20 protein-coding genes and 1 tRNA gene are annotated in these 24,413 nt (G+C 76.4%); 7 read left to right on the top strand and 14 right to left on the bottom strand.

Annotated elements, in window-relative coordinates; genetic code table 11:
* Position 1: 1 nt before the first annotated feature.
* From ACFFKU_RS05505 to argS, 3 genes are read right to left on the bottom strand one after another with little or no spacing between them, the layout of a single operon-like run.
* Positions 2-1,351, bottom strand: a complete 1,350-nt coding sequence (locus tag ACFFKU_RS05505) for a homoserine dehydrogenase (RefSeq protein WP_380136327.1) — start codon at positions 1,349-1,351, stop codon at positions 2-4.
* 43 nt (positions 1,352-1,394) lie between these two features.
* Complete coding sequence (lysA, locus tag ACFFKU_RS05500) at positions 1,395-2,828, bottom strand: diaminopimelate decarboxylase (RefSeq protein WP_380136325.1); 1,434 nt, start codon at positions 2,826-2,828, stop codon at positions 1,395-1,397.
* A 35-nt stretch (positions 2,829-2,863) separates the two neighbouring features.
* The gene (gene argS / locus ACFFKU_RS05495) at positions 2,864-4,528 is read right to left on the bottom strand and encodes an arginine--tRNA ligase (protein ID WP_380136323.1); all 1,665 of its coding nucleotides are present in this window, start codon (positions 4,526-4,528) and stop codon (positions 2,864-2,866) included.
* A 116-nt stretch (positions 4,529-4,644) separates the two neighbouring features.
* Here argS and ACFFKU_RS05490 point away from each other — a divergent pair.
* Positions 4,645-4,716 (top strand) — tRNA-Arg (locus ACFFKU_RS05490).
* Between the two features lie 78 nt (positions 4,717-4,794).
* Here ACFFKU_RS05490 and ACFFKU_RS05485 read toward each other — a convergent pair.
* The 3 genes from ACFFKU_RS05485 to ACFFKU_RS05475 all read right to left on the bottom strand — a co-directional run bounded on the left by ACFFKU_RS05485 (position 4,795) and on the right by ACFFKU_RS05475 (position 6,717).
* A complete protein-coding gene (locus tag ACFFKU_RS05485) occupies positions 4,795-5,220 on the bottom strand; it encodes an ATP-binding protein (protein ID WP_380136322.1) in 426 nt (141 codons plus the stop codon).
* Between the two features lie 107 nt (positions 5,221-5,327).
* Entirely contained in the window at positions 5,328-5,906 is a 579-nt protein-coding gene (locus ACFFKU_RS05480) for a GNAT family N-acetyltransferase (protein WP_380136320.1), read from the bottom strand.
* Positions 5,907-5,961: 55 nt separating this feature from the next.
* On the bottom strand, positions 5,962-6,717 hold the full coding sequence (locus tag ACFFKU_RS05475; RefSeq protein WP_380136319.1) for a CPBP family intramembrane glutamic endopeptidase: 756 nt from the start codon (positions 6,715-6,717) through the stop codon (positions 5,962-5,964).
* 106 nt (positions 6,718-6,823) lie between these two features.
* Between ACFFKU_RS05475 and ACFFKU_RS05470 the strand changes: the two genes are divergently transcribed.
* Positions 6,824-7,513 (top strand): hypothetical protein, encoded by a 690-nt coding sequence (locus tag ACFFKU_RS05470; RefSeq protein WP_380136317.1) that lies wholly within the window; start codon positions 6,824-6,826, stop codon positions 7,511-7,513.
* Positions 7,514-7,525: 12 nt separating this feature from the next.
* On the opposite strand, the gene ACFFKU_RS05465 is transcribed toward ACFFKU_RS05470, so the two are convergent.
* A complete protein-coding gene (locus ACFFKU_RS05465) occupies positions 7,526-8,983 on the bottom strand; it encodes a phytoene desaturase family protein (protein ID WP_380136315.1) in 1,458 nt (485 codons plus the stop codon).
* A gap of 86 nt (positions 8,984-9,069) precedes the next feature.
* Here ACFFKU_RS05465 and ACFFKU_RS05460 point away from each other — a divergent pair, with 86 nt between their 5' ends.
* Positions 9,070-9,774 (top strand): SprT-like domain-containing protein, encoded by a 705-nt coding sequence (locus ACFFKU_RS05460; RefSeq protein ID WP_380136314.1) that lies wholly within the window; start codon positions 9,070-9,072, stop codon positions 9,772-9,774.
* A 29-nt stretch (positions 9,775-9,803) separates the two neighbouring features.
* Here ACFFKU_RS05460 and ACFFKU_RS05455 read toward each other — a convergent pair whose 3' ends face one another.
* From ACFFKU_RS05455 to ACFFKU_RS05440, 4 genes are all read right to left on the bottom strand, one after another.
* Positions 9,804-10,628 (bottom strand): class I SAM-dependent methyltransferase, encoded by an 825-nt coding sequence (locus tag ACFFKU_RS05455; protein ID WP_380136312.1) that lies wholly within the window; start codon positions 10,626-10,628, stop codon positions 9,804-9,806.
* A gap of 69 nt (positions 10,629-10,697) precedes the next feature.
* Entirely contained in the window at positions 10,698-11,819 is a 1,122-nt protein-coding gene (locus ACFFKU_RS05450) for an FAD-dependent oxidoreductase (RefSeq protein ID WP_380136310.1), read from the bottom strand.
* 102 nt (positions 11,820-11,921) lie between these two features.
* Complete coding sequence (hrpB, locus tag ACFFKU_RS05445) at positions 11,922-14,468, bottom strand: ATP-dependent helicase HrpB (RefSeq protein WP_380136467.1); 2,547 nt, start codon at positions 14,466-14,468, stop codon at positions 11,922-11,924.
* A 47-nt stretch (positions 14,469-14,515) separates the two neighbouring features.
* Positions 14,516-16,105 carry a DEAD/DEAH box helicase gene (locus ACFFKU_RS05440; RefSeq protein ID WP_380136309.1) on the bottom strand — a complete coding sequence of 530 codons (1,590 nt, stop codon included), beginning with the start codon at positions 16,103-16,105 and terminating at the stop codon, positions 14,516-14,518.
* A gap of 293 nt (positions 16,106-16,398) precedes the next feature.
* Here ACFFKU_RS05440 and ACFFKU_RS05435 point away from each other — a divergent pair, with 293 nt between their 5' ends.
* From ACFFKU_RS05435 to ACFFKU_RS05420, 4 genes are read left to right on the top strand one after another with little or no spacing between them, the layout of a single operon-like run.
* Positions 16,399-17,451, top strand: a complete 1,053-nt coding sequence (locus ACFFKU_RS05435) for an iron chelate uptake ABC transporter family permease subunit (RefSeq protein ID WP_380136465.1) — start codon at positions 16,399-16,401, stop codon at positions 17,449-17,451.
* Positions 17,448-18,542: a FecCD family ABC transporter permease gene (locus tag ACFFKU_RS05430; RefSeq protein ID WP_380136307.1), complete on the top strand. Its 1,095-nt coding sequence runs from the start codon at positions 17,448-17,450 to the stop codon at positions 18,540-18,542. The genes ACFFKU_RS05435 and ACFFKU_RS05430 overlap by 4 nt, the downstream gene beginning before the upstream one ends.
* A gap of 35 nt (positions 18,543-18,577) precedes the next feature.
* Positions 18,578-19,387, top strand: coding sequence for an ABC transporter ATP-binding protein (locus tag ACFFKU_RS05425; RefSeq protein WP_380136304.1), 810 nt, complete (start codon positions 18,578-18,580; stop codon positions 19,385-19,387).
* 24 nt (positions 19,388-19,411) lie between these two features.
* On the top strand, positions 19,412-20,335 hold the full coding sequence (locus ACFFKU_RS05420) for an NAD(+)/NADH kinase (RefSeq protein ID WP_380136302.1): 924 nt from the start codon (positions 19,412-19,414) through the stop codon (positions 20,333-20,335).
* Between the two features lie 18 nt (positions 20,336-20,353).
* Here ACFFKU_RS05420 and ACFFKU_RS05415 read toward each other — a convergent pair whose 3' ends face one another.
* The 3 genes from ACFFKU_RS05415 to ACFFKU_RS05405 form a co-directional block, all read right to left on the bottom strand.
* On the bottom strand, positions 20,354-22,471 hold the full coding sequence (locus tag ACFFKU_RS05415; RefSeq protein WP_380136300.1) for a PfkB family carbohydrate kinase: 2,118 nt from the start codon (positions 22,469-22,471) through the stop codon (positions 20,354-20,356).
* Positions 22,472-22,533: 62 nt separating this feature from the next.
* Positions 22,534-23,673, bottom strand: a complete 1,140-nt coding sequence (locus tag ACFFKU_RS05410) for a glycosyltransferase family 9 protein (protein ID WP_380136298.1) — start codon at positions 23,671-23,673, stop codon at positions 22,534-22,536.
* A complete protein-coding gene (locus ACFFKU_RS05405; RefSeq protein WP_380136296.1) occupies positions 23,670-24,176 on the bottom strand; it encodes a D-glycero-alpha-D-manno-heptose-1,7-bisphosphate 7-phosphatase in 507 nt (168 codons plus the stop codon). Before ACFFKU_RS05405 ends, ACFFKU_RS05410 begins: the two co-directional genes overlap by 4 nt.
* Positions 24,177-24,413 lie beyond the last annotated feature (237 nt).

Genomic DNA, 24,413 nt, shown 5'->3' with positions numbered 1-24,413 from the left:
GTCAGGCTCCCCTCGAATCCGTGCCCTCGACCCGCATGACACCGGCGACGGAGTCCACGCTGTCCAGCTTCTGCAGTTCCTCGACCGTGGTCGAGAGCGCCGCGTCGGTCGCGGCGTGCGTCGTGACGACCAGGACGGCCCGGTCGACGCCGTCGTCGCCGGTGACCTGGCGCTGCTGCACCGTCTCGATCGAGACGTCGTGCGCGGCGAAGACCCCGGCGACCTGGGCCAGGACGCCCGGACGGTCGGCCACGTCGAGCCGCACGTGGTAGCGCGTCACCGTGTCGGCCATGGGCAGCACGGGGAGCTCGGCGTAGGCGTACTCCCCCGGGCCCCGTCCGCCGGCCCGGCGGTGGCGGGCCACGGCGACGACGTCGCCCAGCACGGCACTGGCGGTCGGCTGCCCGCCGGCCCCGGGGCCGTAGAACATGAGCTGCCCGGCGCCGGTCGCCTCGACGAAGACGGCGTTGAACGCCTCGCGGACCGAGGCCAGCTGGTGGTCCAGCGGCAGCATGGCCGGGTGCACGCGCACGCTGACGGCCTCGGCGCCGTCGGCGGTGCGGGAGCGCTCGCAGATCGAGAGCAGCTTGATGACGCAGCCCTGCTGCTGGGCGGCGAGCACGTCGGCGGAGGAGACCTCGGAGATCCCCTCGCGGTGGACGTCGTCGAGGCTGACCCGCGTGTGGAACGCCAGCGAGGCGAGGATCGCGGCCTTGGCGGCGGCGTCGAAGCCGTCGACGTCGGCGGTCGGGTCGGCCTCGGCGTAACCCAGGGCCTGCGCCTGCTCGAGGGCGTCGGCGAAGCTCTGCCCGGTCGAGTCCATCTTGTCGAGCATGTAGTTCGTCGTGCCGTTGACGATCCCGAGCACGCGCTCGATCTGGTCCCCCGCCAGCGACTCGCGGATCGGGCGCAGCAGCGGGATCGCCCCGGCCACGGAGGCCTCGTAGTACAGGTCGACGCCGTGCCGGGCGGCGGCCTCGTAGAGGGTCGGGCCGTCGGCGGCCAGCAGCGCCTTGTTGGCGGTGACCACGCCGGCCCCGTGCTCCATGGCCCGCAGCATCAGCGACCGGGCGGGCTCGATCCCGCCGATGACCTCCACGACGATGTCGGCCCGGGTGACCAGGTCCTCGGCGTCGGTGGTGAACAGCGCGGGGTCGACGTCGAGGTCGCGCTCGCGCCCCAGCCGTCGCACGGCGATGCCGATGAGCTCCAGGGGGGCTCCGACCCGGGCGGCGAAGTCCGCCGCGTTCGTCGTCAGCGCGCGGGCGACCTCGGTCCCCACCACACCGCAGCCCAGCAGCGCGACCTTCAGCGGCTTCACCGCAGTCGTCCCCTCACCGTTCGTCGTCATGTCCGCCAACCCTCTCACCCCGACGACCTCCGTCGGATCACGCTCAGCCCGCGTCCAGCGCCAGCAGGTCCTCGGGCGTCTCGCGCCGCACCAGCAACCGGGCCACCCCGTCGCGCACGGCGACGACGGCCGGACGCGGCACCTGGTTGTAGTTGCTGGCCATGCTCCGGCAGTAGGCGCCCGTCCCGGGCACGGCCAGGAGGTCACCGGCCCCGGCGTCGGACGGCAGGAACTCGTCCTTCACGACGACGTCGCCGCTCTCGCAGTGCTTGCCCACGACGCGGGAGAGCACCCCGGGGGCCTGCGAGGCGCGCGAGGCCAGCGTCGCGGAGTAGTCGGCGTCGTAGAGGGCCGTGCGGATGTTGTCGCTCATCCCCCCGTCGACGGAGACGTAGCGCCGCGAGGTGCCGCCCTCCAGCGCGACGTCCTTGACCGCACCGACCTCGTAGAGCGTGAAGGTCGAGGGACCCGAGATCGCCCGGCCGGGCTCGACGGACACCTTGGGCACGGCCACGCCCTGGACCAGGCACTCGCGCGCGACGATCTCGGCGAGCCTCGTCGCGATCCGCTCCGGCGCCAACGGGGTGTGCTCGGAGGTGTAGGCCATGCCGAAACCCCCGCCCAGGTCGATCTCGGGGAGGGTGACGCCGTAGGAGTGCTCGATGCGGGCGTGAAGCTCGAGCAGCCGTCGGGCCGACACCTCGAACCCGCCCAGGTCGAAGATCTGCGACCCGATGTGGCTGTGCAGCCCGCGCAGCGACAGCTCGGGCCGGGCCAGGACGGCCTCGACGGCGGTCAGCGCCTGGCCCCCGGCCAGGGACAGCCCGAACTTCTGGTCCTCGTGGGCGGTCGCGATGTAGGAGTGCGTGTGCGCCTCGACCCCGACGGTGACCCGGATGAAGACGGGGGCCACGACGTCCAGCTCGCGGGCCACGTCGGCGACCAGGTCGATCTCGCCGAGGGAGTCCAGCACGATCCGCCCGACCCCGGCGGTCAACGCCGCGTGGATCTCCGAACGGGACTTGTTGTTGCCGTGCAGCGCGATCCGCTCCCCCGGCACCCCGCCGCGCAGTCCCAGCGCGAGTTCCCCACCGCTGGCGGTGTCGAGGTTCAGACCGTCCTCGGAGATCCAGCGGGCCACCCCGGTGGCGATGAAACTCTTCGCCGCGTAGTAGACGTCGGCCCCGCCGCAGAGGTCGGCGAACGCGGTCGCGAACGCGTCGCGGAACTGCGCGGCCCGGGCCCGGAAGTCCTCCTCGTCCAGCACGTACAACGGCGTGCCGAACTGCTCCACGAGCTCGGCGACCGCGATGCCGCCGACCTGCAGCGAGCCGTCGGCACCGCGGGTGACGGTGCGGGCCCACAGCTGCGGGAGGAGTTCGTTGACGTCCGCCGGCGGGGTCAGCCAGGCGGGGACGACGGCGGTCGCCCCGTTGTGGGGGGCGTGCAGGGCGCCCGCCTCGTGGGAATGGGCCATCTCGTCGTCTCAGCTCCGTCGTGCTCGTCCGGCGGTCACATGCGGTCCGGGGCCGAGACCCCGAGCAGCCCCAGGCCCGAGGCCAGGACCTGCCGCGTGGCGTCGCTCACCCACAGGCGGGTGCGGTGCACGTCGGACACCTCGTCGTCGGCCCGCGGGGTGATGCGGCAGGCGTCGTAGAACTTGTGGAACCGGCCCGAGAGTTCCTCGAGGTAGCGCGCGACCCGGTGCGGCTCACGCAGTTCCGCGGCCCGGGCGACGACGGCCGGGTACTCGGCCAGCGCCGCCAGCAGCAGCGACTCCGTCTCGTCGGTGAGCAGCGAGGGATCGAACGCGTCCGCGCGGCGCACGCCGGCGCCCTCGGCGTTGACCGCCACGTTGGCCGTGCGGGCGTGCGCGTACTGCACGTAGTAGACGGGATTGTCGTTGCTGCGCCTGGTGAGCAGGTCCAGGTCGATGTCGATCTGCTGGTCGACGCTGGAGCGCACCAGGGCGTAGCGGGCCGCGTCGACCCCGACGGCGGAGACGAGGTCCTCCATCGTCACGACGGTCCCGGCCCGCTTCGACATGCGGACCGGGGTGCCCTCGCGGACGAGGTTCACCAGCTGCCCGATGAGGATCTCGAGGTTCACGCCCGGCTCGTCACCGAACGCGGCGCACATCGCCATCATCCGGCCGATGTAGCCGTGGTGGTCGGCGCCGAGCATGAGCACGCACCGGTCGAACCCGCGCTCGCGCTTGTCCAGGTAGTAGGCGAGGTCGCCGGAGATGTAGGCGGGGTTCCCGTCGGACTTGACGACGACGCGGTCCTTGTCGTCACCGAAGTCGCTGGTGCGCAACCAGGTCGCTCCGTCGGCGGTGTAGATGCGGCCGAGGTCGCGCAGCTTCTCGACCGCGCGCCCGACCGCGCCGGAGGTGTGCAGGGAGTCCTCGTGGAAGTACACGTCGAACTCGACGCCGAAGTCGGCCAGGCTGGTCCGGATCTCGGCGAACATCAGCTCCACGCCGACACGCCGGAACGTCTCCTGCTGCTCGGCCGGGGGCCGCGACAGCACGTCCGGCTCCTGGGCGATGACCTGGGCGGCGATGTCGGCGATGTACTGCCCGCCGTAGCCGTCCTCGGGCGCGGGCTCGTCGTGCGCACGAGCCATCAGCGACCGCGCGAAACGGTCGATCTGGGCGCCGTGGTCGTTGAAGTAGTACTCGCGGGTGACCTCGGCCCCCGACGCCTGCAGCAGGCGGGCGAGCGAGTCGCCGACCGCGGCCCAGCGGGTGCCCCCGAGGTGGATGGGGCCGGTCGGGTTGGCCGAGACGAACTCGAGGTTGATCTTCTGCCCGGCCGCCGCCGCACCGCGTCCGTAGGCCGCCCCCGCCTCGACGATGGTGCGGGCCAGCTCGCCGGCCGCCGCCGCGTCCAGGGTCACGTTGAGGAAGCCCGGCCCGGCGACGTCGACCGCCTTCACGCCGGCGACGGCGCGCAACCGGGCGGCGACCACGTCGGCCACGGCCCGCGGCGGCATCTGCGCCTTCTTGGCGACCTGGAGGGCGACGTTGGTGGCCCAGTCCCCGTGCTCCCGGTTCTTCGGGCGCTCCACCCGCACCTCGGCGGGCAGGTCGGCCGCCGCCAGCGACACCTCGCCCGCCTCGACGGCGGCGGTCAGGGCGGCCTTGAGCGCCTCGGAGAGCTGGTCGGGGGTCACGAGAGACCAGACTACCGGGGGCGCAGCCGCTCTCCGCGCGCCCTGCGGGACCCGCGCCCGGGGCGGGTGGTCGGGGGCGCGGCCGTGCGCTGGTAGTGTTCTCGACGTTCGACCAAGCCCCCGTAGCTCAGCGGATAGAGCATCGGCCTCCGGAGCCGTGTGCGCAGGTTCGAGTCCTGCCGGGGGCACCCACGATCACGGACGAAGCCCGCGAGCAGGCCCGACGGCCCGCTCGACGGGCTTCTTCTCGTCCGGGGCCGCGCGGCTCAGACGCCGGTCGGGATCCGGCACCACACCGTCGTCGTGCCGGCGGCGACGTCGCGACCCCAGTCCGAGGACAGCGCCTCGACGAGCCGCAACCCGCGGCCCCCGGTGGCGGCGGGCCCGGCCTGACGCAGGACGAGGGCGCCCGAGCCGTGGTCGCTCACCCGCACATGCACCTCCCCCGCGGCCGGCTCGACGGTGACCCGCACGGGACCGGCGCCATGCACGACCGCGTTGGTCACCAGCTCGCTGGCCAGCAGCAGGACGACGTCGACGGTCGGGGCGGGCAGCCGGAGCTCGGCGCAGTAGTGGCGCAGGGCCGCCCGCGCCCGTCGCGCGGCGTCCAGGCCCTCGCCCGGTTCGAGATCGAACCGGGGCCGCCCTCCGCGCCCCTCGACGGGGCCTCCCGTCGTCCCGTGCGGCTGCACGTCGTCCCCCCGCCCGCGTTCGCCGGATCGTGCGACCCGACGAGGTCCACTGAACGACGGGTCGGGGAAGACCGCACCCCCGGGCGCCGACGCACCGCTCTGCCGGCTCAGCGCAGGTCGTGGCGCAGCAGCACGCGGGGGAACCCGTCCAGCACGGACGTGGTGGTGGTGACGAACTCGAAACCGTTGGCCTCGAACAGCTTCCGGGTGCCCACGTAGGCCATCGTCAGGTTGACCCGCCTGCCCTCGTTGTCGACGGGGTAGGCCTCGACCGCGGGGGCGCCGTGCTCGCGGGCGACCTCGACGGCCCCGCGCACGAGCGCGTGCGCGATCCCCCGGCCGCGGTGGCCCGGCCGGACCCGGACGCACCAGAGCGACCACACGTCGAGGTCGTCGACGTGCGGGATCCGTCGGTTGCGGGCGAACGTCGTGGCCGAGCGCGGGTGGATGCCCGCCCAGCCGACCACGTCCTCGCCGTCGTGGGCGAGCACCCCGGGCGGGACGTCCTGCGCCAGCAGCGCCCGGACCCGCTCCCCGCGCGCGGGGCCGGCCAGCGCCTGGTTCTCCTTCGAGGGGATGCGGTAGCTGAGGCACCAGCAGACGTTCGCGTCGGGCCGCTTCGGGCCGACCATGGTCGCCACGTCGGCGAAGGAACCCGGTCCGGCGGCGGTCACCACGAGGCTCATGGACCCAGGGTGCTGCCACCGGGCACCGTCGTCGAGGGCCCACCCGACGGTGTGCTCACCGGTCCAGCCCACCGACCAGGAGCAGCCCCAGGGCCAGAGCGTTGACGGTGACGTGGACGCCCACCGACGGCCAGGTGGAACCCGTCCGCTCCCGCAGCCAGGCCAGCGGCAGGGTGGCCGCCCACACGGTCACCCAGGCGGCGGGCTGCCACAGGTGGTAGGCGGCGAATAGGGCGCTGCCGCCCACGACGCGCCCCCACAACCCGCCGGGCAGCAGCGGTTGGAGCAGCCCCCGGAACAGCACCTCCTCCACGACCGGTCCGAGCAGCACCGCCACCAGCACCCAGAGCACGAGCAGCGACGCGCGGTGCTCCGTGCCACCGGTCGCGGGAACGCCCGCCGAGGGCCACGCCGAGAACCATCCGAGCCGGCGCAGGACGTCCTCCACGGGGAGTCCGACGACGGGCAGCACCATCCCGGCCAGGAGGGCGGTCAGGCCGAGCCGGAGACCTTGCCCGCGAGCAGGGCGGACCAGGCCGAGGCGGGCACGGATCCGCGCCCGGTCGGTCGGGGTCGGACCCCTCCTGGTGAGCAGTCCTTCGACCCGCAGCCGGTGTCGCAGCAGCAGTGTGGCGACCACCGGGAGCACCAGCCCCACGACGAGGAGCAGGAACGCGACCGGTGGCCCGCCCGCCCGGGGGAGGGCGGTCAGCAGGAGGAGCCACGGGAGCAGGACGGCGAGGCCGGCGACGAGGTGGTGGCCGAGCACGACGGAGAGGCCGGTGGTGGGACGCGGTGTGGTGATCGTCATGAGGGGCAGGCTGCGTCGCCCCCGACTCAGCCCGGGAGGGAGCGCCCTGAGTCGGGCGGCCCTAACGTCACGGCCCGACGCAACCGCCGAGCGAGGGAGCACCACCATGAGCACGCCGACCGCCTCGCCATCGTCTTCCGGGCCCGCGGACGAGGTGCGGCTGCACGACGTGGCCGCCGTCCGGGCCCTGCTCGACGCGCGCACCCGTCAGGTCTTGGCGGTCTTCTGCGGACGGTCGGTCGAGACCGCCCGCGCAGCCGCCGAGCTGGGGTGGACCACCGAGCGCACGGCCCACCACGTGACCCGGCTGCACCGGCTCGGGGTGCTGCGCGAGGTCGCTCGCCGCGAGCACTCCGGACGGGCGGTGATCAGTTGGACCGCCCCGTCGGTGCTGCGCGGCTCGCTGGACCTGCTGCCGGAGGCGGACGTGACGGCGGTCTTCGACCAGGTGGACGCCGCGGGACGCCGCCCCTTCCTGCAGGCCCTGTCGCGGGCGGCGCTGCAGCACGGTCTGCTGACCTGGGACCTTCTGGTGCACCACGGCGAGGAGGGCGGCCCGGTGACAGGGGGCGGTCTGCGCCTGTCGGTCGCCCCGGCCGGGACCCGCTGGCTGCCCGGGGACCCCGTCCCCCGGCCCGGCTCGGCCCCGGCGGTGGTGCTCACCTGGCTGCCGCTGGCCCTGGGACCGGAGCAGGCCCGTCGGCTGCAGGCGACGCTGCTGGAGCTCGCGGCCGAGCAACCGGTCGCCCAGGGGGCACCGACCCACCTCTGCGGGCTGTTCCTCACCCCCTGCTGAGGGCGCCACGGCTCAGGCCGGGGTGAGCCCGTCCCGGGCGACGCGGATACCGAAGTGGTGGCGCAGCACGCGGCGGGCGGCGTTGACCCCGCACAGGCCGTGCACCCCAGGCCCGGGGGCGGTCGCGGCCGAGCACAGGTACACCCCGTCCAGGGGGGTGCGGTAGGGGTCCCAGCGCGGCACCGGACGGAACGCGAGCTGCCACGGGGTCGGTGCGCCGCAGGCGATGTCACCCCCGACGAGGGTGGGGTCGTCGGCCGCGAGCGCCGCGGCCCCGAGCGCCGTGCGGGCCAGCACGAGGTCGGAGAAGCCGGGCGCGAACTCCTCCAGGCGACGCTGGACCGCCTCCCCCGCGTCGGGCACGGACCCGACGGGGACGTGGGCGTAGGTCCACAGGACGTGTCGACCGGCGGGCGCGCGGGTGTCGTCCACGACCGAGGGCTGCGACACCAGCACGTAGGGGCGCGAGGCGAAGCGGCCGCGGGCCACGGATCGTTCCGCCGCCATCATCTGCGCCCGGTCCCCGCCGACGTGCACGGTGCCGGCGCGGTCCAGGCCGGGGGCCGCCCAGGGCACCGGTCCGGCGAGCGCGAAGTGCACGGGGCTCGCGGCCCCGCGGTGGCGGTAGCGGCGCAGGGCGGTCGCGTAGCCGTCGGGGAGGCGGTCCCCGGCCAGGCGCAGGAGGCCGGTGGGGGCGACGTCGAGCAGCACGGCCGTCGTCGGCGGGAGCTCGCGCAGGTCGGTGACGTCCACGCCGGTCCGTACCCGCCCCCCGTGCGCGAGGAGGTCGGCGACGAGCGCGTCGACGATCGACTGCGACCCGCCGCGCGGCACGGGCCAGCCCACGCCGTGGGCGAGGGCGGCCAGGACGAGGCCCGCGGCGGCGGGACCGGGGGCGCGGGGTGGGGCGACGGCGTGGGCGGCGACCCCGGTGAGCAGCGCGGCGGCCTCCTCGGTCCGGAACCGCAGGTTCCAGGCCGGGCCGCCCTGCTCGACCACTGCGGCGCCGAGGTGGGCGGCCGTCGTCCAGGCCCGCGCCGGGGGCAGCGAGCGCAGGTCGCCCAGGGCGACCTCGACGAGGCGCGGCCAGGCCCGGGCCAGGGGGCCCAGCAGGGCCCGCCAGGCCGGACCGTCCACCCCGAGACCCGCCGCCGTGCGGTCCAGGTCGCGGTGGGCGAGCGCGGCGCGACCGCCCTCGAGCGGATGCCCGTAGGCGATGTCGGGGTGGCGCAGGTCGACCCCGTGGGCGGCGAGGTCGAAGGCCCGGAAGAAGGGCGAGGCGAGGGCCATGGGGTGGACCGCGGAACCGGTGTCGTGCCGGAACCCGGGGAGCGTGACCTCGCGGGTGCGGGCCCCGCCGCCGGGGGTGGGGGCCCGTTCGAGCACCTCGACCTCGAGCCCCGCGCGGGCCAGGACGACGGCCGCGGCCAGCCCGTTGGGCCCGGCCCCGACCACGATCGCGTCCGCCACGCCGTCAGCCTGCCACCCGGGACGCTTCGTGTCGGAGGCGGGTGCTGAGGTGGGCCCGTCGCCGTGGGGGTCGGGTGGCGACGCGGGTGGACGGCACGGAGGGGCAGGTCGGGGTGGACGTCGAGGACGCGCTGCGGATGGGTCGGGAACTGGTGCGCGAGCACGGGCTGAGCGGGTGGACGGTGGGGCTGGACCGGGCCCGCACCCGGGCGGGGGCCTGTCGCTACGACCGGCGGCGCATCACGGTGAGCGGGCCCATCACGCTGCTGCACGGGCCCGAGGAGGTCCGCGCGACCCTCCTGCACGAGATCGCGCACGCCCTGGTCGGCGCGGGCCACGGTCACGACGCGGTGTGGCGGGCCACGGCGGTGCGGATCGGGGCCGACGGCGCGCGCACGATGCCGGCGGACGCCCCGACCCCCGTCGGGGAGTGGGTCGGGACGTGCCCGGCCGGGCACGTCGTCCACCGGCACCGCCGCCCGACCCGCGTCAGCTCCTGCCGCAGCTGCGCCGCGGCCTTCGAGGCGCGGCACGTGCTGAGCTGGACGCACCGGGGGCGCCCGGTCGACCTCGGCCCGGTCTACGCGGCCCAGCTGCAGGCGGCCCTCTCCGGTACCCCGACGCCACCGGCCCTGCGCCTGGGGGTCGGGACACCGGTCCGGCTGCTGGGGTCGGGACGCTACGCCGGACTCGGCGGGCGGGTGGTCGCACGCGGGCGCACCCGCTACCGGGTGCAGACGTCGCGGGGGGAGCTGAGCGTCCCCTTCACCCTGGTCGAGCCGCTCACGTGAGCGCCCCGGGACGGGCACCGGTCCACGGGTCAGGCCCTCAGCAGCACCTCGCCGTGGGTCATGCTCATCCAGGCGTCCTCGACGTCCGCCCAGCGCCGCCAGGCCGCGACCATCGCGTCGGTCCGGTCCTCCTCGCCCGGTCCGCCCGCCGCGAACCGCGGCCGCAGGACGGTGTCGGTGCGCTCGGCCCAGGTGCTCGCCCACCACTGCCGGTCGGCGGGGTCGGAGAACGCCCACGCCGAGGCGCTCACCACGACGTCGGTGAACCCCGCCGCCCGCGCCCAGCGGGCCAGGTGGGCCCCGGCGTCCGGTTCGGTGCCCAGGGCGCGCGCGGTGCGACGGTAGGTCTCGCGCCAGGCCACGAGGTCCGGGTCCTCCGGGACGGCCACGGTGGAGGCGTACACCGCGTCCCGGGCGGCCACGGTCCCGCCCGGGCGCAGCACGCGGCGGGCCTCCCGCAGGACCGCGACCGGGTCGGGGACGTGCTGCAGGACCTGGTGCAGGTGGACGACGTCGAAGGAGGCCGCGGCGAAGGGCAGCGCGGTGGCGTCGGCGACCAGCAGCTCGACGTCGACGCCGTGCGCGGCCGCGGCGGCCGCGGCCGCGGTGAGCACCTCCGCGGAGGCGTCCACCCCGACGACCCGACCCGGCGCCACCCGCGTCGCGAGGTCGGCGGTGAGGGTGCCGACGCCGCAGCCGACGTCGAGCAGGTCGAGCCCGGGGCGCAGCCGGGGTTCGAGGTAGGCGGCCGAGTTGGCCACCGTGCGCCAGGAGTGCGAACGCCGGACGGGGGCCGAGTACCCGTGCAGGTAGTCGGGGGCGGAAGGGGTCGTCTCGCGGGTGTCGTCGGGCATGCCCGGACTCTGCCGCGCCCTTCGCTCCCCGTCCCATCGGATGAGACGACGGTCTCATCATGTGGACGTTCAGCGCGCCAGCCGCACCTCGCGGACCGCCGCCCGGGCGGCCCTCGTGGCGCCGATCGTGCCGGCCGCCGGCCCGTACCCGATCAGGTGGAGTCGGGGTTCACGCACCACCCGCGTCCCCTGCAGCCGGATCCCCCCGCCCCGTTCGCGCAGCCCCAGACCACGGAGGTGGTCCAGCGCCGGCCGGAACCCGGTGGCCCAGACGATCGCGTCGGCCGCCTGCTCGGAGCCGTCGGCCCAGCGCACCCCCGTCGGGGTGATCCGACGGAACACCGGGTGCCGCTTGAGGACCCCGCTGCCGCGCAGCTCGGCGACCTCGGGGGTGAGCGGGATGCCGGTCGCGGAGACCATGCTGCCGACCGGCTCCCCCGCGGCCACGCGCTCGGCCATCAGCTCGACCGCGGCCCGGCGGGCCGCCTCGTCGACGGGGTCGGCCTCGGCGGGGTCGCGGAAGACCGGTTCGCTGCGGGTGACCCAGGTGGTGCCCGCCACCGGGGCCAGTTCGGCCAGGTGCTGCACGGCCGAGGTCCCGCCGCCCACGACGACCACGTGCGGGTCGGCGACGGTCTCCAGCGGCCCCCCGAGCAGCGCGGCGGCCCCCGCCCAGGTGGCCGTGTGCACCTGGGGCCCGCGGAAGTCCGCCGCCCCGGGGTACGTCGGCCACCAGGGCCGGGTCCAGGTGCCGGTCGCGCTCAGGACGGTCCGGGCCGCGACGACGGGGCCCGGGCCGCCGTCGCCCTCCGCCGTCCGGACGGTCAGGCGCCCGCCCCCGCGACCGACGTCGACCACCCGCAGCGGCCGCCGCAGGTGCTCGGGGGTCAGGCCCAGCCGCGCCTCGTACTCGGCGAGGTAGTGCGGCATCACGTCCCGGGCGCGCAGCTCCGGGTCGAGGTCGCCGAGCGGGTAGCCGGGCAGGTCGTGCCCACCGTCGATCCAGCCCATGGTCAGCGTCGGCCAGCGGTGCCGCCAGGCCCCACCGGGTCCCTCCTCGGCGTCGAGGACGAGGAAGCCGCGGCCCGGTTCGAGGCCCCCGCGGAGGAGTTCGTGGGCGCAGGCCAGCCCGGCCCCACCGGCCCCCACCACCAGGACGTCGGCCGTGAGCAGGGAACGCGACGACGTCACGGCCCGCCCCCTCTGCTCTCACGACCTGTCCCCGCGCGGACATCAATGACTGATCGTAAGCACTCGGTCACGGTCTCGTCCCGGCACCCCGGGGCGCCCGGGTCAGGACCGGTCCGGGGAGCCGCGTCGGGTGGTCCGGGCGGTCGGCGTCGCGGTGAGGGGGTCCTCGGGCCACGGATGCTTGGGGTAGCGGCCCCGCATCTCCCCCCGTACCGAGGGGTAGACGTTGCGCCAGAACGACTCCAGGTCGGCGGTCACCGCGAGCGGACGACCGGCGGGCGAGAGCAGGTGCACCACGACCGCGACCCGGCCCCCGGCCACCCGGGGCGAGGCGGTCAGCCCGAACAGCTCCTGGAGCTTCACCGCGAGGACGGGGGCGGTGGGGTCGTCGTAGGCCACCGCCGCCTCCCGGCCGCTGGGCAGCGCGAGGGTCTCCGGCGCCAGCTCGTCCAACCGCCCGGCCGCCGGCCAGGGCAGGGCGGCGCGGAGGGCGGACAGCACGTCGAGGCCCCGCAGGGCGGCGGCGGAGCGGACCCCGGCGAGCGCGGGGGCCAGGGCCGAGGCGACGACGGCCGGGTCGGCGAGGTCGGGCCAGGAGGTCGGGTCGGCGGCGTGCAGGCAGGCCACCCGCTGCCGCAGCCGCCGGGCCGCGGGGGTCCAGCGCAGCAGGTCGACCCCGTCCGCCGCGACCGCCGCGGCGAGGGCCGCCGCCACCCGGTCGGCGGGCGGGTCGGGCCAGGGTCGTTCGGTCAGGACGAGGGCGCCGAGGCGGGAGAGGCGACGCGCCCGGACGTCGCCGTCGCGCCAGACGACCTCGCCCTCCTCGTGCCGTTCACCGGCCAGGACGTCGAGGACGACGGCCTCCTCCACGGCGACGGCGGCCCGGATGCGGGCGTCGGCCCGGCCCGGGGCGCGCTCGGCCACGGCGACCGCCAGCCAGGGCGCCCCGGCGAGCGCCGTGCCCGGAGCGAGCGCGAACCCGGTGCCACCCACCCCGGCGTACCCCTCGCCGCGGCGGCGGGCCACCCGTTCGGGGTGGGCGAGCATCACGAGCACCGCGGCGGCCTCGTCGTCGGAGGGTCCGGAGCCGCGCGACCCCCCGCGCCCCCCGGCCGGGAGCAGCGCCAGGAGGCGACGGACCTCGGCGCGCCAGCGCCGGGACCGGAGGTCGTCGCCCGATCGCAGCCCGCGCCAGGTGACCACCACGTCGTCGGTCCCCTGCCCCAGGAGGTCCTCGGACAGCAGCGCCACGACCTCGGCGGCCCGCTCGGGCCCGCACCGGTCCGCCCCGCGCAGCAGCGCGTGGGCGAGGCGGGGGTGCAGGCCGAGACCCGCGAGCTCGCGCCCGTGCCCGGTGGGGCTCCCGTCGGGGTGGAGGGCACCCAGCCGGCGCAACCCGTCGCGCGCGGCCTGCAACCGCCCCGGGCTCGGATCCTCGGGCAGGCGCAGCTCGCCGCCCCAGCAGGCCAGGAGCAGGGCGGCAGCGGTGAGATCGGCGGTCCGCACCTCGGGTTCGGGTCGGGGCGCGAGCAGGCCCTGCTCGCCGACGGACCAGGCGCGCAGCACCGTGCCCGGGGCCTCGCGGGCCGCACGACCGGCGCGCTGCTCCGCCCCCGCCCGCGAGACGCGCACGGTGTCCAGACCGCCGACCCCGCGGGCCGGGTCCGGCCGGGGGATCCGGCTCAGTCCGGCGTCGACGACGACCCGGACGCCCGGCACGGTGAGGCTGGACTCGGCGACCGACGTGGCGAGGACCACCCGCCGGTCGCGGGTCGTGCCCGGCGCCGGGGGGCGCAGGACGTCGTCCTGCTCCGCGGAGGGCAATCGCCCGTGCAGCGCCCGGACGTCGACGGGGCGGCCGTCGGGCGCGCGCAGCCCGCCCAACCTGCGGGTCAGCGCGGCGATCTCCCCGGCCCCGGGCAGGAAGGTCAGGACGTCCCCGGGGAGCTCGGCGACGGCCTCCCGGACGAGGGTGGCGACGTGGTCGAGCAGGGCCGGGTCCACGGCCAGTCCGAGCGGGGGACGCACGGGGCGCGGGGTCGGGCGGTAGCGGACGTCCAGCGGGTGGACGGCGGCCGTGGCGGTGACCACGGGGGCCGGGTGACCGGACTCGGCCAGCAGGGCGTCGAGCGCGGGGACGTCCGGGGTCGCGGTCGCCGCGACCAGCCAGAGGTCCGGGCGCAGGACGGCGCGGCTCTCGGTGACGAACGCGGCGGTCAGGTCGGCGTCGAGCTGGCGTTCGTGGATCTCGTCGAGCAGCACCGCCCCGACACCGGGCAGCTCGGGGTCGGACAGCAGGCGCCGCAGCAGCAACCCGGTGGTCACGACCTCGACGCGGGTGGCGGGCCCGACACGGCGCTCACCCCGGACGGCGTACCCGACGCTCGCCCCGACCTCCTCGCCGAGGAGGGCGGCCATGCGGGCCGCCGCCGCCCGCGTGGCGACCCGACGGGGTTCGGCCACGACCACCCGCGAAGGTCGACCAGAACCCCTGTGCGACAACGCGTCCGCCAGGGCCAGCGGGGCCAGCGTCGTCTTGCCCGTGCCGGGCGGGGCCACGAGGACGGCCCGCCCGGCCTCCCCGAGGGCGGCGAGGAGACCGGGCAGGACCGGACGGACCGGCAACGTGGTGCCGGCCCGGTCCAGCAGCCCGGTCACGCGGTCGTCCCGACGATCAGGAAGGGCGCGGGAGGACGTCAGCCGCGGGCGGCACCGGGGCGACCGGCACCCCCGGCGGAGCCTCCCCGGCCGCGGCCACCGCGGCGACGCGCTCCGCCGGTCTGCCCGGCACCGCCGCTCGGACGGGCGCCACCACGTGCGGGCGCAGGGCCGGCGGCGGGCCGGGCGGCCCGCTTGGGCTGCGGCTGCGGCGGAGCCGTCGGGACCGGCGAGGTCGCCGGGTCCACCCAGGCCGCGCGCGGTCCGGTCAACGAGTCGACCAGCTCGTGGCGTGCCGTGACCGCGGTCCAGCGCGGCGAGATGCCGGCCTGGCGGGCCAGGGTCCGCACGTCACCACGCTGGTCGGGCGTCGCGACCGTGACCACGATGCCCTCGGCCCCGGCCCGCGCCGTGCGCCCGGAACGGTGCAGGTAGGCCTTGTGCTCGGTGGGCGGGTCCACGTGCACGACGATGGTCACGTCGTCGACGTGGATGCCGCGCGCGGCGATGTCGGTGGCCACGAGGACGCGGACCGAGCCGTCGCTGAACGCCCCGAGGTTGCGCTCGCGGGCGTTCTGGCTGAGGTTGCCGTGCAGGTCGACGGCCGGGACGCCGGCCGCGGTGAGCTGCTTGGCGAGCTTCTTGGCGCCGTGCTTGGTGCGGGTGAAGAGCACGCGGCGACCGGTGCCGGAGGCGAGCTCGCGGACCAGGGAGCCCTTGCCGTCGGCGTCGACCTCGAGGACGTGGTGCTCGATGCTCGGGACCGCCGCGACCGCCGGGTCGACGGAGTGGGTGACCGGGGAGCGCAGGTAGCGCTTGACCAGGACGTCGATGCCGTTGTCCAGCGTGGCGCTGAACAGCAGGCGCTGGGTCCCGGCCGGGGTCTGGTCGAGCAGGCGCTTCACCCCGGGCAGGAACCCGAGGTCGGCCATGTGGTCGGCCTCGTCGAGGACGGTGACCTCGACCGCGTCGAGGCGGCAGAAGCCCTGCCGGATGAGGTCCTCGAGGCGGCCCGGGCAGGCCACCAGGATGTCGACGCCGTCGCGCAGGGCGTTGACCTGCGGGTTCTGCCCGACACCGCCGAAGACGACGGTCGTCCGCAGCCCGAGCTCGGCGGCCAGCGGGGTGACCGTGGCCGCGACCTGGGTCGCCAGCTCGCGGGTGGGCACGAGGACCAGGGCGCGCGGGCGGGTGCTGCGCCGGGCCGTCCCCGAGGCCGCGAGACGGCTCACCAGGGGCAGCGCGAAGGCGATGGTCTTGCCGCTGCCGGTGCGCCCACGGCCGAGGACGTCGCGTCCGGCCAGCGAGTCCGGCAGCGTGGCGGCCTGGATCGGGAAGGGGTGCACCGCGCCCTGGGCGGCGAGCACGGAGACCAGCGGCGCGGGGACGCCGAGCTGGGCGAAGGTCCGCCCGTCCGCGACGGGCTCGACGCCCGCGGCGGGACCGTCCAGGACCGGCGCGGGAGCCTCGGACCGGGCCGGGCGCGGCGCGGTGCGCTGCCCGGGGACCGAACCGCCCCGGGGGGCGGGGTTGGCGGGGCCGGCCGCGGCGGTGGCCCGACGACGGCGGGGCGCGGCGGACCCGTCGCGGGGGGTCGAGGGCGCGCGGAACTCAGGGGTGGACGTCACAGGGTGGAACCTTCCAGGGTCGATCGACAGGGTTGGCCGTGGTGCCCGACCCCGCTCGCCATGGAGGGACCTGATGCGTCTGCACGACCGACCACCGGGGGAACCGGGGCCTGGCGGACGCTGACAACTCGACCGCGGCGTCGTCCCGGGTCGGGACGGCACCGCACCCCCATTGTGCCGCACCGGCGACGGCGGGCACCGGGGCGACCCGTGCCAGACCGGTCACACTCTCACCCGGTCAGCGCCCGGGGGAAGACGCGGAACATCGGAGAGGCTAACCTCACCTCGTGGCCATCCCCACCCGATCCCCGGGCGTCCGCCCGGGCTCGCCGCCGGTGCGCAGCACCCGCCGTCGCCGTTGGCGCGGACCGGCTCTCGCGCTCTCCGTCGCCGTCCTGCTGCTCGCCGTCGGGCTGAGCCTGGCGATCGGGTCCCGGCCCATCGCCCCGGGCGTGGTCTGGGACTCGTTGACGGGAGCCGCGCAGGGCCAGGACGCGCTGGTCGTGCGTGAGCTGCGGGTGCCGCGGACCATCCTGGGGATCGCCGTCGGGATCGCGCTGGGACTGTCCGGGGCGCTCATGCAGGCCCTGACCCGCAACCCGCTGGCCGACCCGGGCCTGCTCGGGGTGAACTCCGGGGCCGCCGCCGCCATGGTCACCGCCGTCGCGGTGGCCGGCGTCACGAGCCCCATGGGCCTGGTCTGGTTCTCCATGGTCGGGGCCGCGGTGGTCTCCGTCGTCGTCTACGTCATCGGCACCAGCGGCCGCGGCGGGGCGACACCCGTGCGCCTGGCGCTGGCCGGGACCGCGATCGCCGCCGCCCTCGGCGCCTACACGACCGGGATGATCCTGCTCGACAGCCGGACCTTCGACCGGTTCCGGTACTGGCAGGTGGGCTCGCTCGTCGGTCAGGACCTCTCGCTGGTCGCGCAGGTCGCGCCCTTCTTCGTCGTCGGGACCCTGCTGGCGCTGAGCCAGGGCCGCGCCCTCAACGCCCTCGCCCTCGGCGAGGACTCCGGTCGGGCCCTCGGCGCGAACGTCGCCCGCACCCGCGTGCTCACCGCGGTCGCCGTGACCCTGCTCTGCGGTGCCGCCACGGCCGCGGCCGGCCCGATCTGGTTCCTGGGTCTGGCGGTGCCGCACATGGTGCGCGCGGTCACCGGGCCCGACCAGCGCTGGGTGCTGCCGTTCTCCCTCGTCCTCGCCCCGGCCCTGCTGCTGCTGGGTGACGTCCTCGGCCGGGTCGTGGTGCGACCCGGGGAACTGGAGGTCAGCATCGTGACCGCCGTGCTGGGTGCCCCCGTGCTCATCGCCCTGGTCCGCCGCAAGCGGTTGGCGCAGCTGTGAGCGCGGGCCTGGACACCGCTCCCCCGCAGACCCTGCGGATCGCCGACCGGGCCCGACGGGGCCGCACCCTCGGCGGTCGGGGCCGCGTCAGCGTCCGGGTCGAGGGACGGACGGTCGGGGTCTGCGCGGCGCTGCTGGTGGCGCTGCTCGGTGTGGTGAGCCTGCTGCTGTCGACCGGCGACTACCCGCTGAGCATCCCCGAGGTGCTGCGCACGCTGATCGGGCAGGGCGAGCGGGCCTCGGAGTTCATCGTCCTCGGGCTGCGGCTGCCCCGGGTCGTGGTCGGGGCGCTGTGCGGTGTCGCGCTCGGGGTGGCCGGGGCGATCTTCCAGCAGGTCACGCGCAACCCGCTGGGCAGTCCCGACATCATCGGGTTCACCACGGGCGCCGTCACCGGGGCCCTCGTGGTGCTGCTGGTGCTGGAACGGACCGGGCTCGCGGTCGCCCTCGGCGCGGTCGCCGGGGGTTTCGTGAACGCCCTGCTCGTCTACGTCCTCGCGGTGCGCGGCGGTGGGCTGCAGGGGTACCGGCTGATCCTCGTCGGGATCGGTCTCACCGCGGTGCTGTCCGCGCTCAACAACTACCTGCTGACCCGGGCGCAGCTGGAGCAGGCCCAGGCCGCCCAGGTGTGGATCACCGGGAGCCTGAACGGACGCGGGTGGGAGCAGGCGCTGCCGCTGGCCGTGGGTCTCGCCCTGCTGCTCCCGGTGGCCCTGGCCATGGGCCGGCCGCTGACCATGCTCGACCTCGGTGACGACGCCGCCCGGGCCCTCGGGGTGCGCGTCGACCTGACCCGCGGCCTGGTCCTGCTGGTCGGGGTGGCGCTGACCGCGCTCGCGGCGCTGGCCGCCGGACCGATCTCCTTCGTGGCGCTGACCGCGCCGCAGATCGCCCGCCGCCTCACCCGCAGCGTCGGCAGCGGCCTCGTCGCCGCCGGGTTGACCGGCGCGGTCCTGCTGCTGCTCAGCGACTTCGCGGCGCAGCGCCTGTTCGCCCCGACCCAGCTTCCCGTCGGCGTCGTCACCGGCGCGGTCGGCGGTCTGTACCTCGCCTGGCTGCTCGTCGGGCAGTGGCGCCGCGGCCGCGGCTGAGCCCCTCGATCCGTTCCCTCCTCGATCGGAGTTCCGTGCCCACCCGCCCGTCCCCCCCGTCCTCCCGGCTCAGCGGCGAGAACCTCACGCTCGCCTACGACGACCGCACGATCGCCGAGCAGCTGTCGGTGCAGATCCCCGACGGGTCCTTCACCGTCATCGTCGGCCCCAACGCGTGCGGGAAGTCGACGCTGCTGCGGGCGCTCGCCCGGATGCTCAAACCGCAGGACGGCCGCGTCCTGCTCGACGGCTCGGTGATCCAGTCGCTGCCCGCCAAGGAGGTGGCCCGCCGGTTGGGGCTGCTGCCGCAGACGGCGAGCGCCCCGGACGGCATCACCGTCGCCGACCTCGTCGCCCGCGGTCGCTTCCCGCACCAGAAACTGCTGCGGCAGTGGACGCGTGAGGACGAACGCGCGGTGGACCACGCCATGGCGGCGACCCACGTCGAGACCCTCGCCGAGCGGTCGGTGGACGAACTCTCCGGTGGTCAGCGCCAGCGCGTGTGGATCGCGATGGCCCTCGCCCAGGAGACCCCGATCCTGCTGCTCGACGAACCCACCACGTTCCTCGACATCGCCCACCAGGTCGAGGTGCTGGACCTGTGCGCGCAGCTGCACGAGGAGGGCCGGACGATGGTCGCGGTCCTGCACGACCTCAACCAGGCCTGCCGGTACGCCACGCACCTGATCGCCCTGCGGGACGGACGGATCGTCGCCGAGGGCGAACCGGCCGAGATCGTGACGGCGGGGCTGGTCGAGACCGTGTTCGGACTGCCCTGCCAGGTCGTGCCCGACCCGCAGACGGGCACCCCGCTCGTGGTCCCGCTGGCCCGCCGCCGGGCCTGAGCCCCGTTCGGTAGCGTCGCCGCCGTGCGCAGTCACCGCCTCGGTCTCGTCGTCCACCCGGTCAAGGACGTCTCGGGACCGGCTGCGGTGGTGGCGAGATGGGTGGCCGAGGCCGGTGGCGAGGTCGTCGGCCTGGACTCGGCCCGGTTGCCCGCGGGCGTCCCCGCCGTGTCCGAGGAGGAGTTCCTGGCCACCGTGCGCGTGGTGATCTCCCTGGGCGGCGACGGGACCATGCTCGGAGCCCTCAGACTCTGCGCCGGGCGGGGTATCCCGGTGATCGGGGTGAACCTCGGACACCTGGGTTTCCTCGTGGAGCTGGAACCCCAGGAACTGCCCGCGGCGCTCGACCGGTTGGCGGCCCTGGACTTCACCGTCGAACCCCACCTGTGCCTGCGCGGGCGGGCCGGTGACCCGGGCGGCACCCGCGAGGTCGTGGCGTTCAACGACCTGGCCCTGGCCCGCCAGCCCGGCCGCGGCACGGTGACCGCCCGGTTGAGCATCGCGGGCCAGCGCATCGGTTACTACCGTTGCGACGCCGTGGTCCTGGCCACCCCCACCGGATCGACGGCCTACAGCTACGCGGCCGGCGGACCGGTCGTCTCCCCGGGGACCGACAGCCTGGTCCTGACCCCGGTCGCGCCCATGTCGGGGATCGCACGGCCCATCGTCCTCGGGGTGGACGAGCCGGTGACCCTGGAACTCATGGAGGGGTCGGGGACACCCGTGCTGGAGGTGGACGGCATCGCCTCCGGTGAGGTCCCGCCCGGGCACCGGCTCACCATCCAGGCCCAGCGCGACGCGGGCCAGGTGATCCGTTTCGACCCGACCGGGCACGGCCGACGGTCGCGGATGAAGCTCAGCCTGCTCGACCTGCCCCTCCTGCCGGAGGAGATGCAGGAGCTCGTGCCCGACGAGCTGCGCCGCCCGGAACCCCCGCGCCGGCACTGAGGCGGGCGCGCTCCCGGGTCAGCCGGCGACCTCCGCGGTCGCCGCCCCCTTGGCCAGGGTCAGCGTCGTGGAGCGGCCGGCGAGGTAGGGCAGCAGGACGACCCGCCCGCCCCAGCTGCGGACGAGCGGGGCCTCGGGCAGCTCGGCGCCGCCGTAGTCGCCGCCCTTGGTCCACACGTCGGGTCGCAGCCCGGCGAGCGCGGCCCGTGGGTCGTCCTCGTCGAAGACGACGACGGCGTCCACGCAGTCCAGGGCGGCGAGGACCCGGGCGCGGTCGGCCTGGTCGTTGACCGGTCGGCTCGCCCCCTTCAACCGGCGCACCGAGGCGTCGGAGTTCAGCAGCACCACGAGCGCGTCACCGAGGCGGCGGGAGGCCTCCAGGCTGGCGACGTGGCCCGCGTGCAGCACGTCGAAGCACCCCCCGGTGGCCACGACGGTCCCGCCCGACGCGCGCACCCGGGCGACCGGGTCCACCGGGTCGACGTCGGCGCCGGTCACCGGGTCGAGGGCGTCGGTCGCGCCGCGCTCGCGCTGCGCCGACCGCCAGCCCGCCGCCCCGCCCGCGGCCACCCAGGCCGAGGCGTCGGCGACCGCCGCGACCACGGCCTCCGAGGGCAGCCGCCCGGCGGCCAGGGCCAGCGCCGCGGACGCGGCGAAGCGGTCCCCGGCCCCGCACGGGTCCCCGACGGCGACCACGGGTGCGGGGACGAACAGACCCTCGGTGCCCGCCGACGCGAGCCAGGCCCCCTGCGCCCCGGTCGTGACCACGACGCCCTGGACACCCCACCGGCCGGCCAGGTGCTCGGCCAGGGCGTCGGGCGCGGAGCCCACCGCGGGGTCGGCCGCCCCGCGCGCCTCGGCCAGGTTCGGGGACACGAGGACGCACCCGGGCACCGGGGCACCCCCGCGCGGGTGGGGGTCCCACACCACGGGGACGCGTCGGGCCGCCGCGGACAGGGCCGCCCGCACCGCGGGGTCACGGGTGGTGCCGGCGCCGTAGTCGCTGACCAGCACGACGTCGGCGTCGGCCAGGACCGCGGCGAGCGCCCCGGCGTCCACGTCGGCCGGGGTGGCGGGACCACCCTCGTCCAGGCGCACCAGGGACTGACCGCCCACCCGCACCCGGGTCTTGGTCCGCGTCGGGCCCTCGTGCCCGAGCCCGACCACGGCGACCGGGGCGGCCGCGTCCTGCAGCCCGGAGCGCAGCGCCCGCCCGGCCTCGTCGTCGGCCAGCGGGGTCACCAGGGTCACCCGGGCCGTCGCGCCCCCGGCTCCCCCGGCGGCCACGAGCAGCGCCGTCAGGCCAGCCCCTCCCGGGCTCTGCAGCCGCTCCTGCAGGTCCACGACCGGGACGGGCGCGTCGGGGGCGATGCGGTCGCTGCGCCCCAGCAGGTCCCGGTCGAGCATGCTGTCGCCCACGACGACCACGTGCCGGGCACCGGGGCCCGCGGCGCGACGGGCCGGCCGACGGGCGGCGACGGTGGTCGCCGCACCCACGGCGGGGGCGGGGGCGGCCAGCGGGGTCCCCGCGGCGAGGGGCTCCCCGCGCAGCCCCGCGTCGATCGCCGCGCAGAGCGCGTGCACGGCCACGAGGTGCCCCTCCTGCACCGCGGAGGTCGAGGACCCGGCGACCCCCACGAGCAGGGTCTCCTCGGCCACCTCCGACAGGGGGCCGGGGACGGGCCCGGTGAGGGCCAGCACCCGCAGCCCGAGGCGCCGCCCGCGGACGGCGGCGGCGACGACGTTGGGGCTGCGGCCGGAGGTGGAGAGCAGGACCAGCACGTCGCCCGGCCGCCCGTGGGCCTCGACCTGGCGGGCGAAGACCTCCTCGGCGCCGTAGTCGTTGCCGATCGCCGTGGTCGAGGAGGTGTCCGCGTGCAGCGCGATCGCCGACAGGGGCCGCCGCTCCCCCTCGAACCGTCCGACGAGCTCGGCGGTCAGGTGCTGGGCCTCGGCGGCGCTGCCCCCGTTGCCGGCGGCCAGCACCCGCCCCCCGGCGCGGAAGGTGTCGACCATGGTCGCCGCCCACCGGTCGACCAGCTCGGCCTGCGCGACGAGGCTGCCCATCGCGTCGGCGACCTGCGCCTCGTGGCCCTGCAACCAGGACATCGCCGGTCCTCGGGGGTGCTCGTTCATGGCTGCTCCTGCTCGGTTCGTGGGGGGCGTGCCGCCGTCGGGGGAGGTCGGGTCGAGGGTGCTCACAGGGCCTGCTCGGCCCCGGGGCGCAGGTCGGCTCCGACGAGCGGGGTGGCGGGCGGGGGGACAGGGACCTCACCCGCGGCCAGGGCCGCGACGGCCTCGACCGTGCGGTCCGGGGAGACCTCCAGGCAGGGGTGACCGGGGGTGGGGCAGACCTGCGCGCGGGTCAGGCGGCAGGGGGCGAACAGGTCGCCCAGGACGACGACGGGGACGCCGAAGGGCACCCAGCGCTCGACGGGCATGACCGCGGAGAACCAGCTCGCCACCGGCGTTCCGACGGCCGCGGCCAGGTGCGCGGGTCCGGTGTTGCCGACCACGACGACGGCGGCCGCCGTCAGCAGGGTCGCGAGCTGACCGAACGAGGTCCGTCCGGACGCGTCGACCACCCGCTCGTCGCCGCCGCGCACCCGGGCGGCCAGCTCCACCTCGCCGGGACCGCCCGTCACCACGACCCGCCAGCCGGCCGCGGCGAGCGCGGCGACGGCGGCCGCGGCGACCCGGGGGTCGGGCGCGCGGGCCGGGACGGAGGCGCCCGGGTGCACGACGACCACCCGGCCCGCGGTCAGGTCGTCCCCGAGCTCGGCGAGCAGGTCCGGGGGCAGCGCCGGGAGGTCCGCGCGCAGGGCCGTGCGGGGGTCCTCGGGGACGGCACGGCCGGACGCCAGGACCAGTCCGAGGCTCGCGACGACCTCGTGCTCACCGCCCGTGCCGTCAGGGTTGCCCGGCCGCCGGTGCCGCACGTCGAGCATGCTGCCCGGGTAGTCGTCGCTGGCCGCGACCACCCGCGGCACCCCGGCCAGGCGGGCGATCAGGGCCATGGGCATCGAGCTCTGGTGGTAGGAGGTGAAGACGACGACCTCGTCGTAGGACCCGCGCCGGACCAGTTCGACCAGCTCGAGCAGGGCCGCCGCGTCGGGCGCGGGCGGGTGGTACCCGGACCAGGGGACGTCGGCCACGAGGACGTCGTCGACCCCGGGCAGCAGTCGCGCCGCCGCGGCCCCGGGCGGGGCGGCAAGGAGGTCGACCCGCTCGGCCCGGACGCCGTCCGGGCCGTACCGGAGCGCGGCGATCGCCGGGCCGGTCATGAGGACGTCGCCGTCGCTGTCGAGCCGCACCGCCAGGATGCGCGGGCCGGTCACCGGGCCGCGACCACGGGCAGCAGGCGGTCCAGGGCGGCCAGCAGGTCGGGGGCGTCCTGCGGGACCAGCACGGCGCGGCAGCCCGCCGCCGCGGCGGCCGCGGCGTCCCCGGGCGAGTCGCCCACGACCGCGACCTCGGAGGGATGCAGGCCCAGCTCGGCGAGGGCCGACTCGATCATCCCGGGCGCGGGCTTGCGGCACCGGCACCCGTCGTCGGGGGCGTGCTCGCACAGGCGCACCACGTCCACCCCGCCGACCCGGCGGACCACCTCGGCGGTCACCGCCTCGGCCTGCTCGCGGGTGATGAGACCGCGCCCGATGCCGGACTGGTTGGTGACGATCCCGGTGCGCAGCCCGGCCGCGCGCAACCGGGCCAGCGCCTGCTCCGCCCCGTCGACGAGCCGGACCAGGACGGGGTCGCCGTTGTACGGGACGTCGTGGACCAGGGTGCCGTCCCGGTCGAACAGCACGGCGCGCAGGACCGCGCCGTCGGTGGTGTGCATGCTGCGTTTCTAGCCGAGCCCGTCGCCGGGTGCGCGTTGATCCAGTCTCGTCGGATGAGACGTAGGACACGTCGGCCGCGCTCGACGGGCTCCGGGGGACCCGGGGGGTTACCGTCCGGATGATCTCCTCGGGAGGCGAGGGATCGAGGCGGCAGATCCGGACCCGCCTCCGGGCGATCGAGCAGAGAACCGCCCCACGGACCAGGAGCCGTCGGGGGACCCGTACCGCGCGAGGTG

The organism is Kineococcus gynurae, from assembly GCF_042433995.1.
Lineage (GTDB): Bacteria > Actinomycetota > Actinomycetes > Actinomycetales > Kineococcaceae > Kineococcus > Kineococcus gynurae.
This window is presented reverse-complemented; position numbering and strand designations above follow the sequence as displayed.

Coding starts and splice junctions, on each gene's coding strand:
- ACFFKU_RS05480 (WP_380136320.1), bottom strand. CDS start 5,906: ATGAGCCTCGTGGTGACCGCCGCCGGACCGGGTTCCTTCGCCGACGTG.
- ACFFKU_RS05470 (WP_380136317.1), top strand. CDS start 6,824: ATGAGCACGCCGACCGCCTCGCCATCGTCTTCCGGGCCCGCGGACGAG.
- ACFFKU_RS05405 (WP_380136296.1), bottom strand. CDS start 24,176: ATGCACACCACCGACGGCGCGGTCCTGCGCGCCGTGCTGTTCGACCGG.
- ACFFKU_RS05415 (WP_380136300.1), bottom strand. CDS start 22,471: ATGAACGAGCACCCCCGAGGACCGGCGATGTCCTGGTTGCAGGGCCAC.
- lysA (WP_380136325.1), bottom strand. CDS start 2,828: ATGGCCCATTCCCACGAGGCGGGCGCCCTGCACGCCCCCCACAACGGG.
- ACFFKU_RS05505 (WP_380136327.1), bottom strand. CDS start 1,351: ATGACGACGAACGGTGAGGGGACGACTGCGGTGAAGCCGCTGAAGGTC.
- ACFFKU_RS05455 (WP_380136312.1), bottom strand. CDS start 10,628: ATGCCCGACGACACCCGCGAGACGACCCCTTCCGCCCCCGACTACCTG.
- ACFFKU_RS05475 (WP_380136319.1), bottom strand. CDS start 6,717: ATGACGATCACCACACCGCGTCCCACCACCGGCCTCTCCGTCGTGCTC.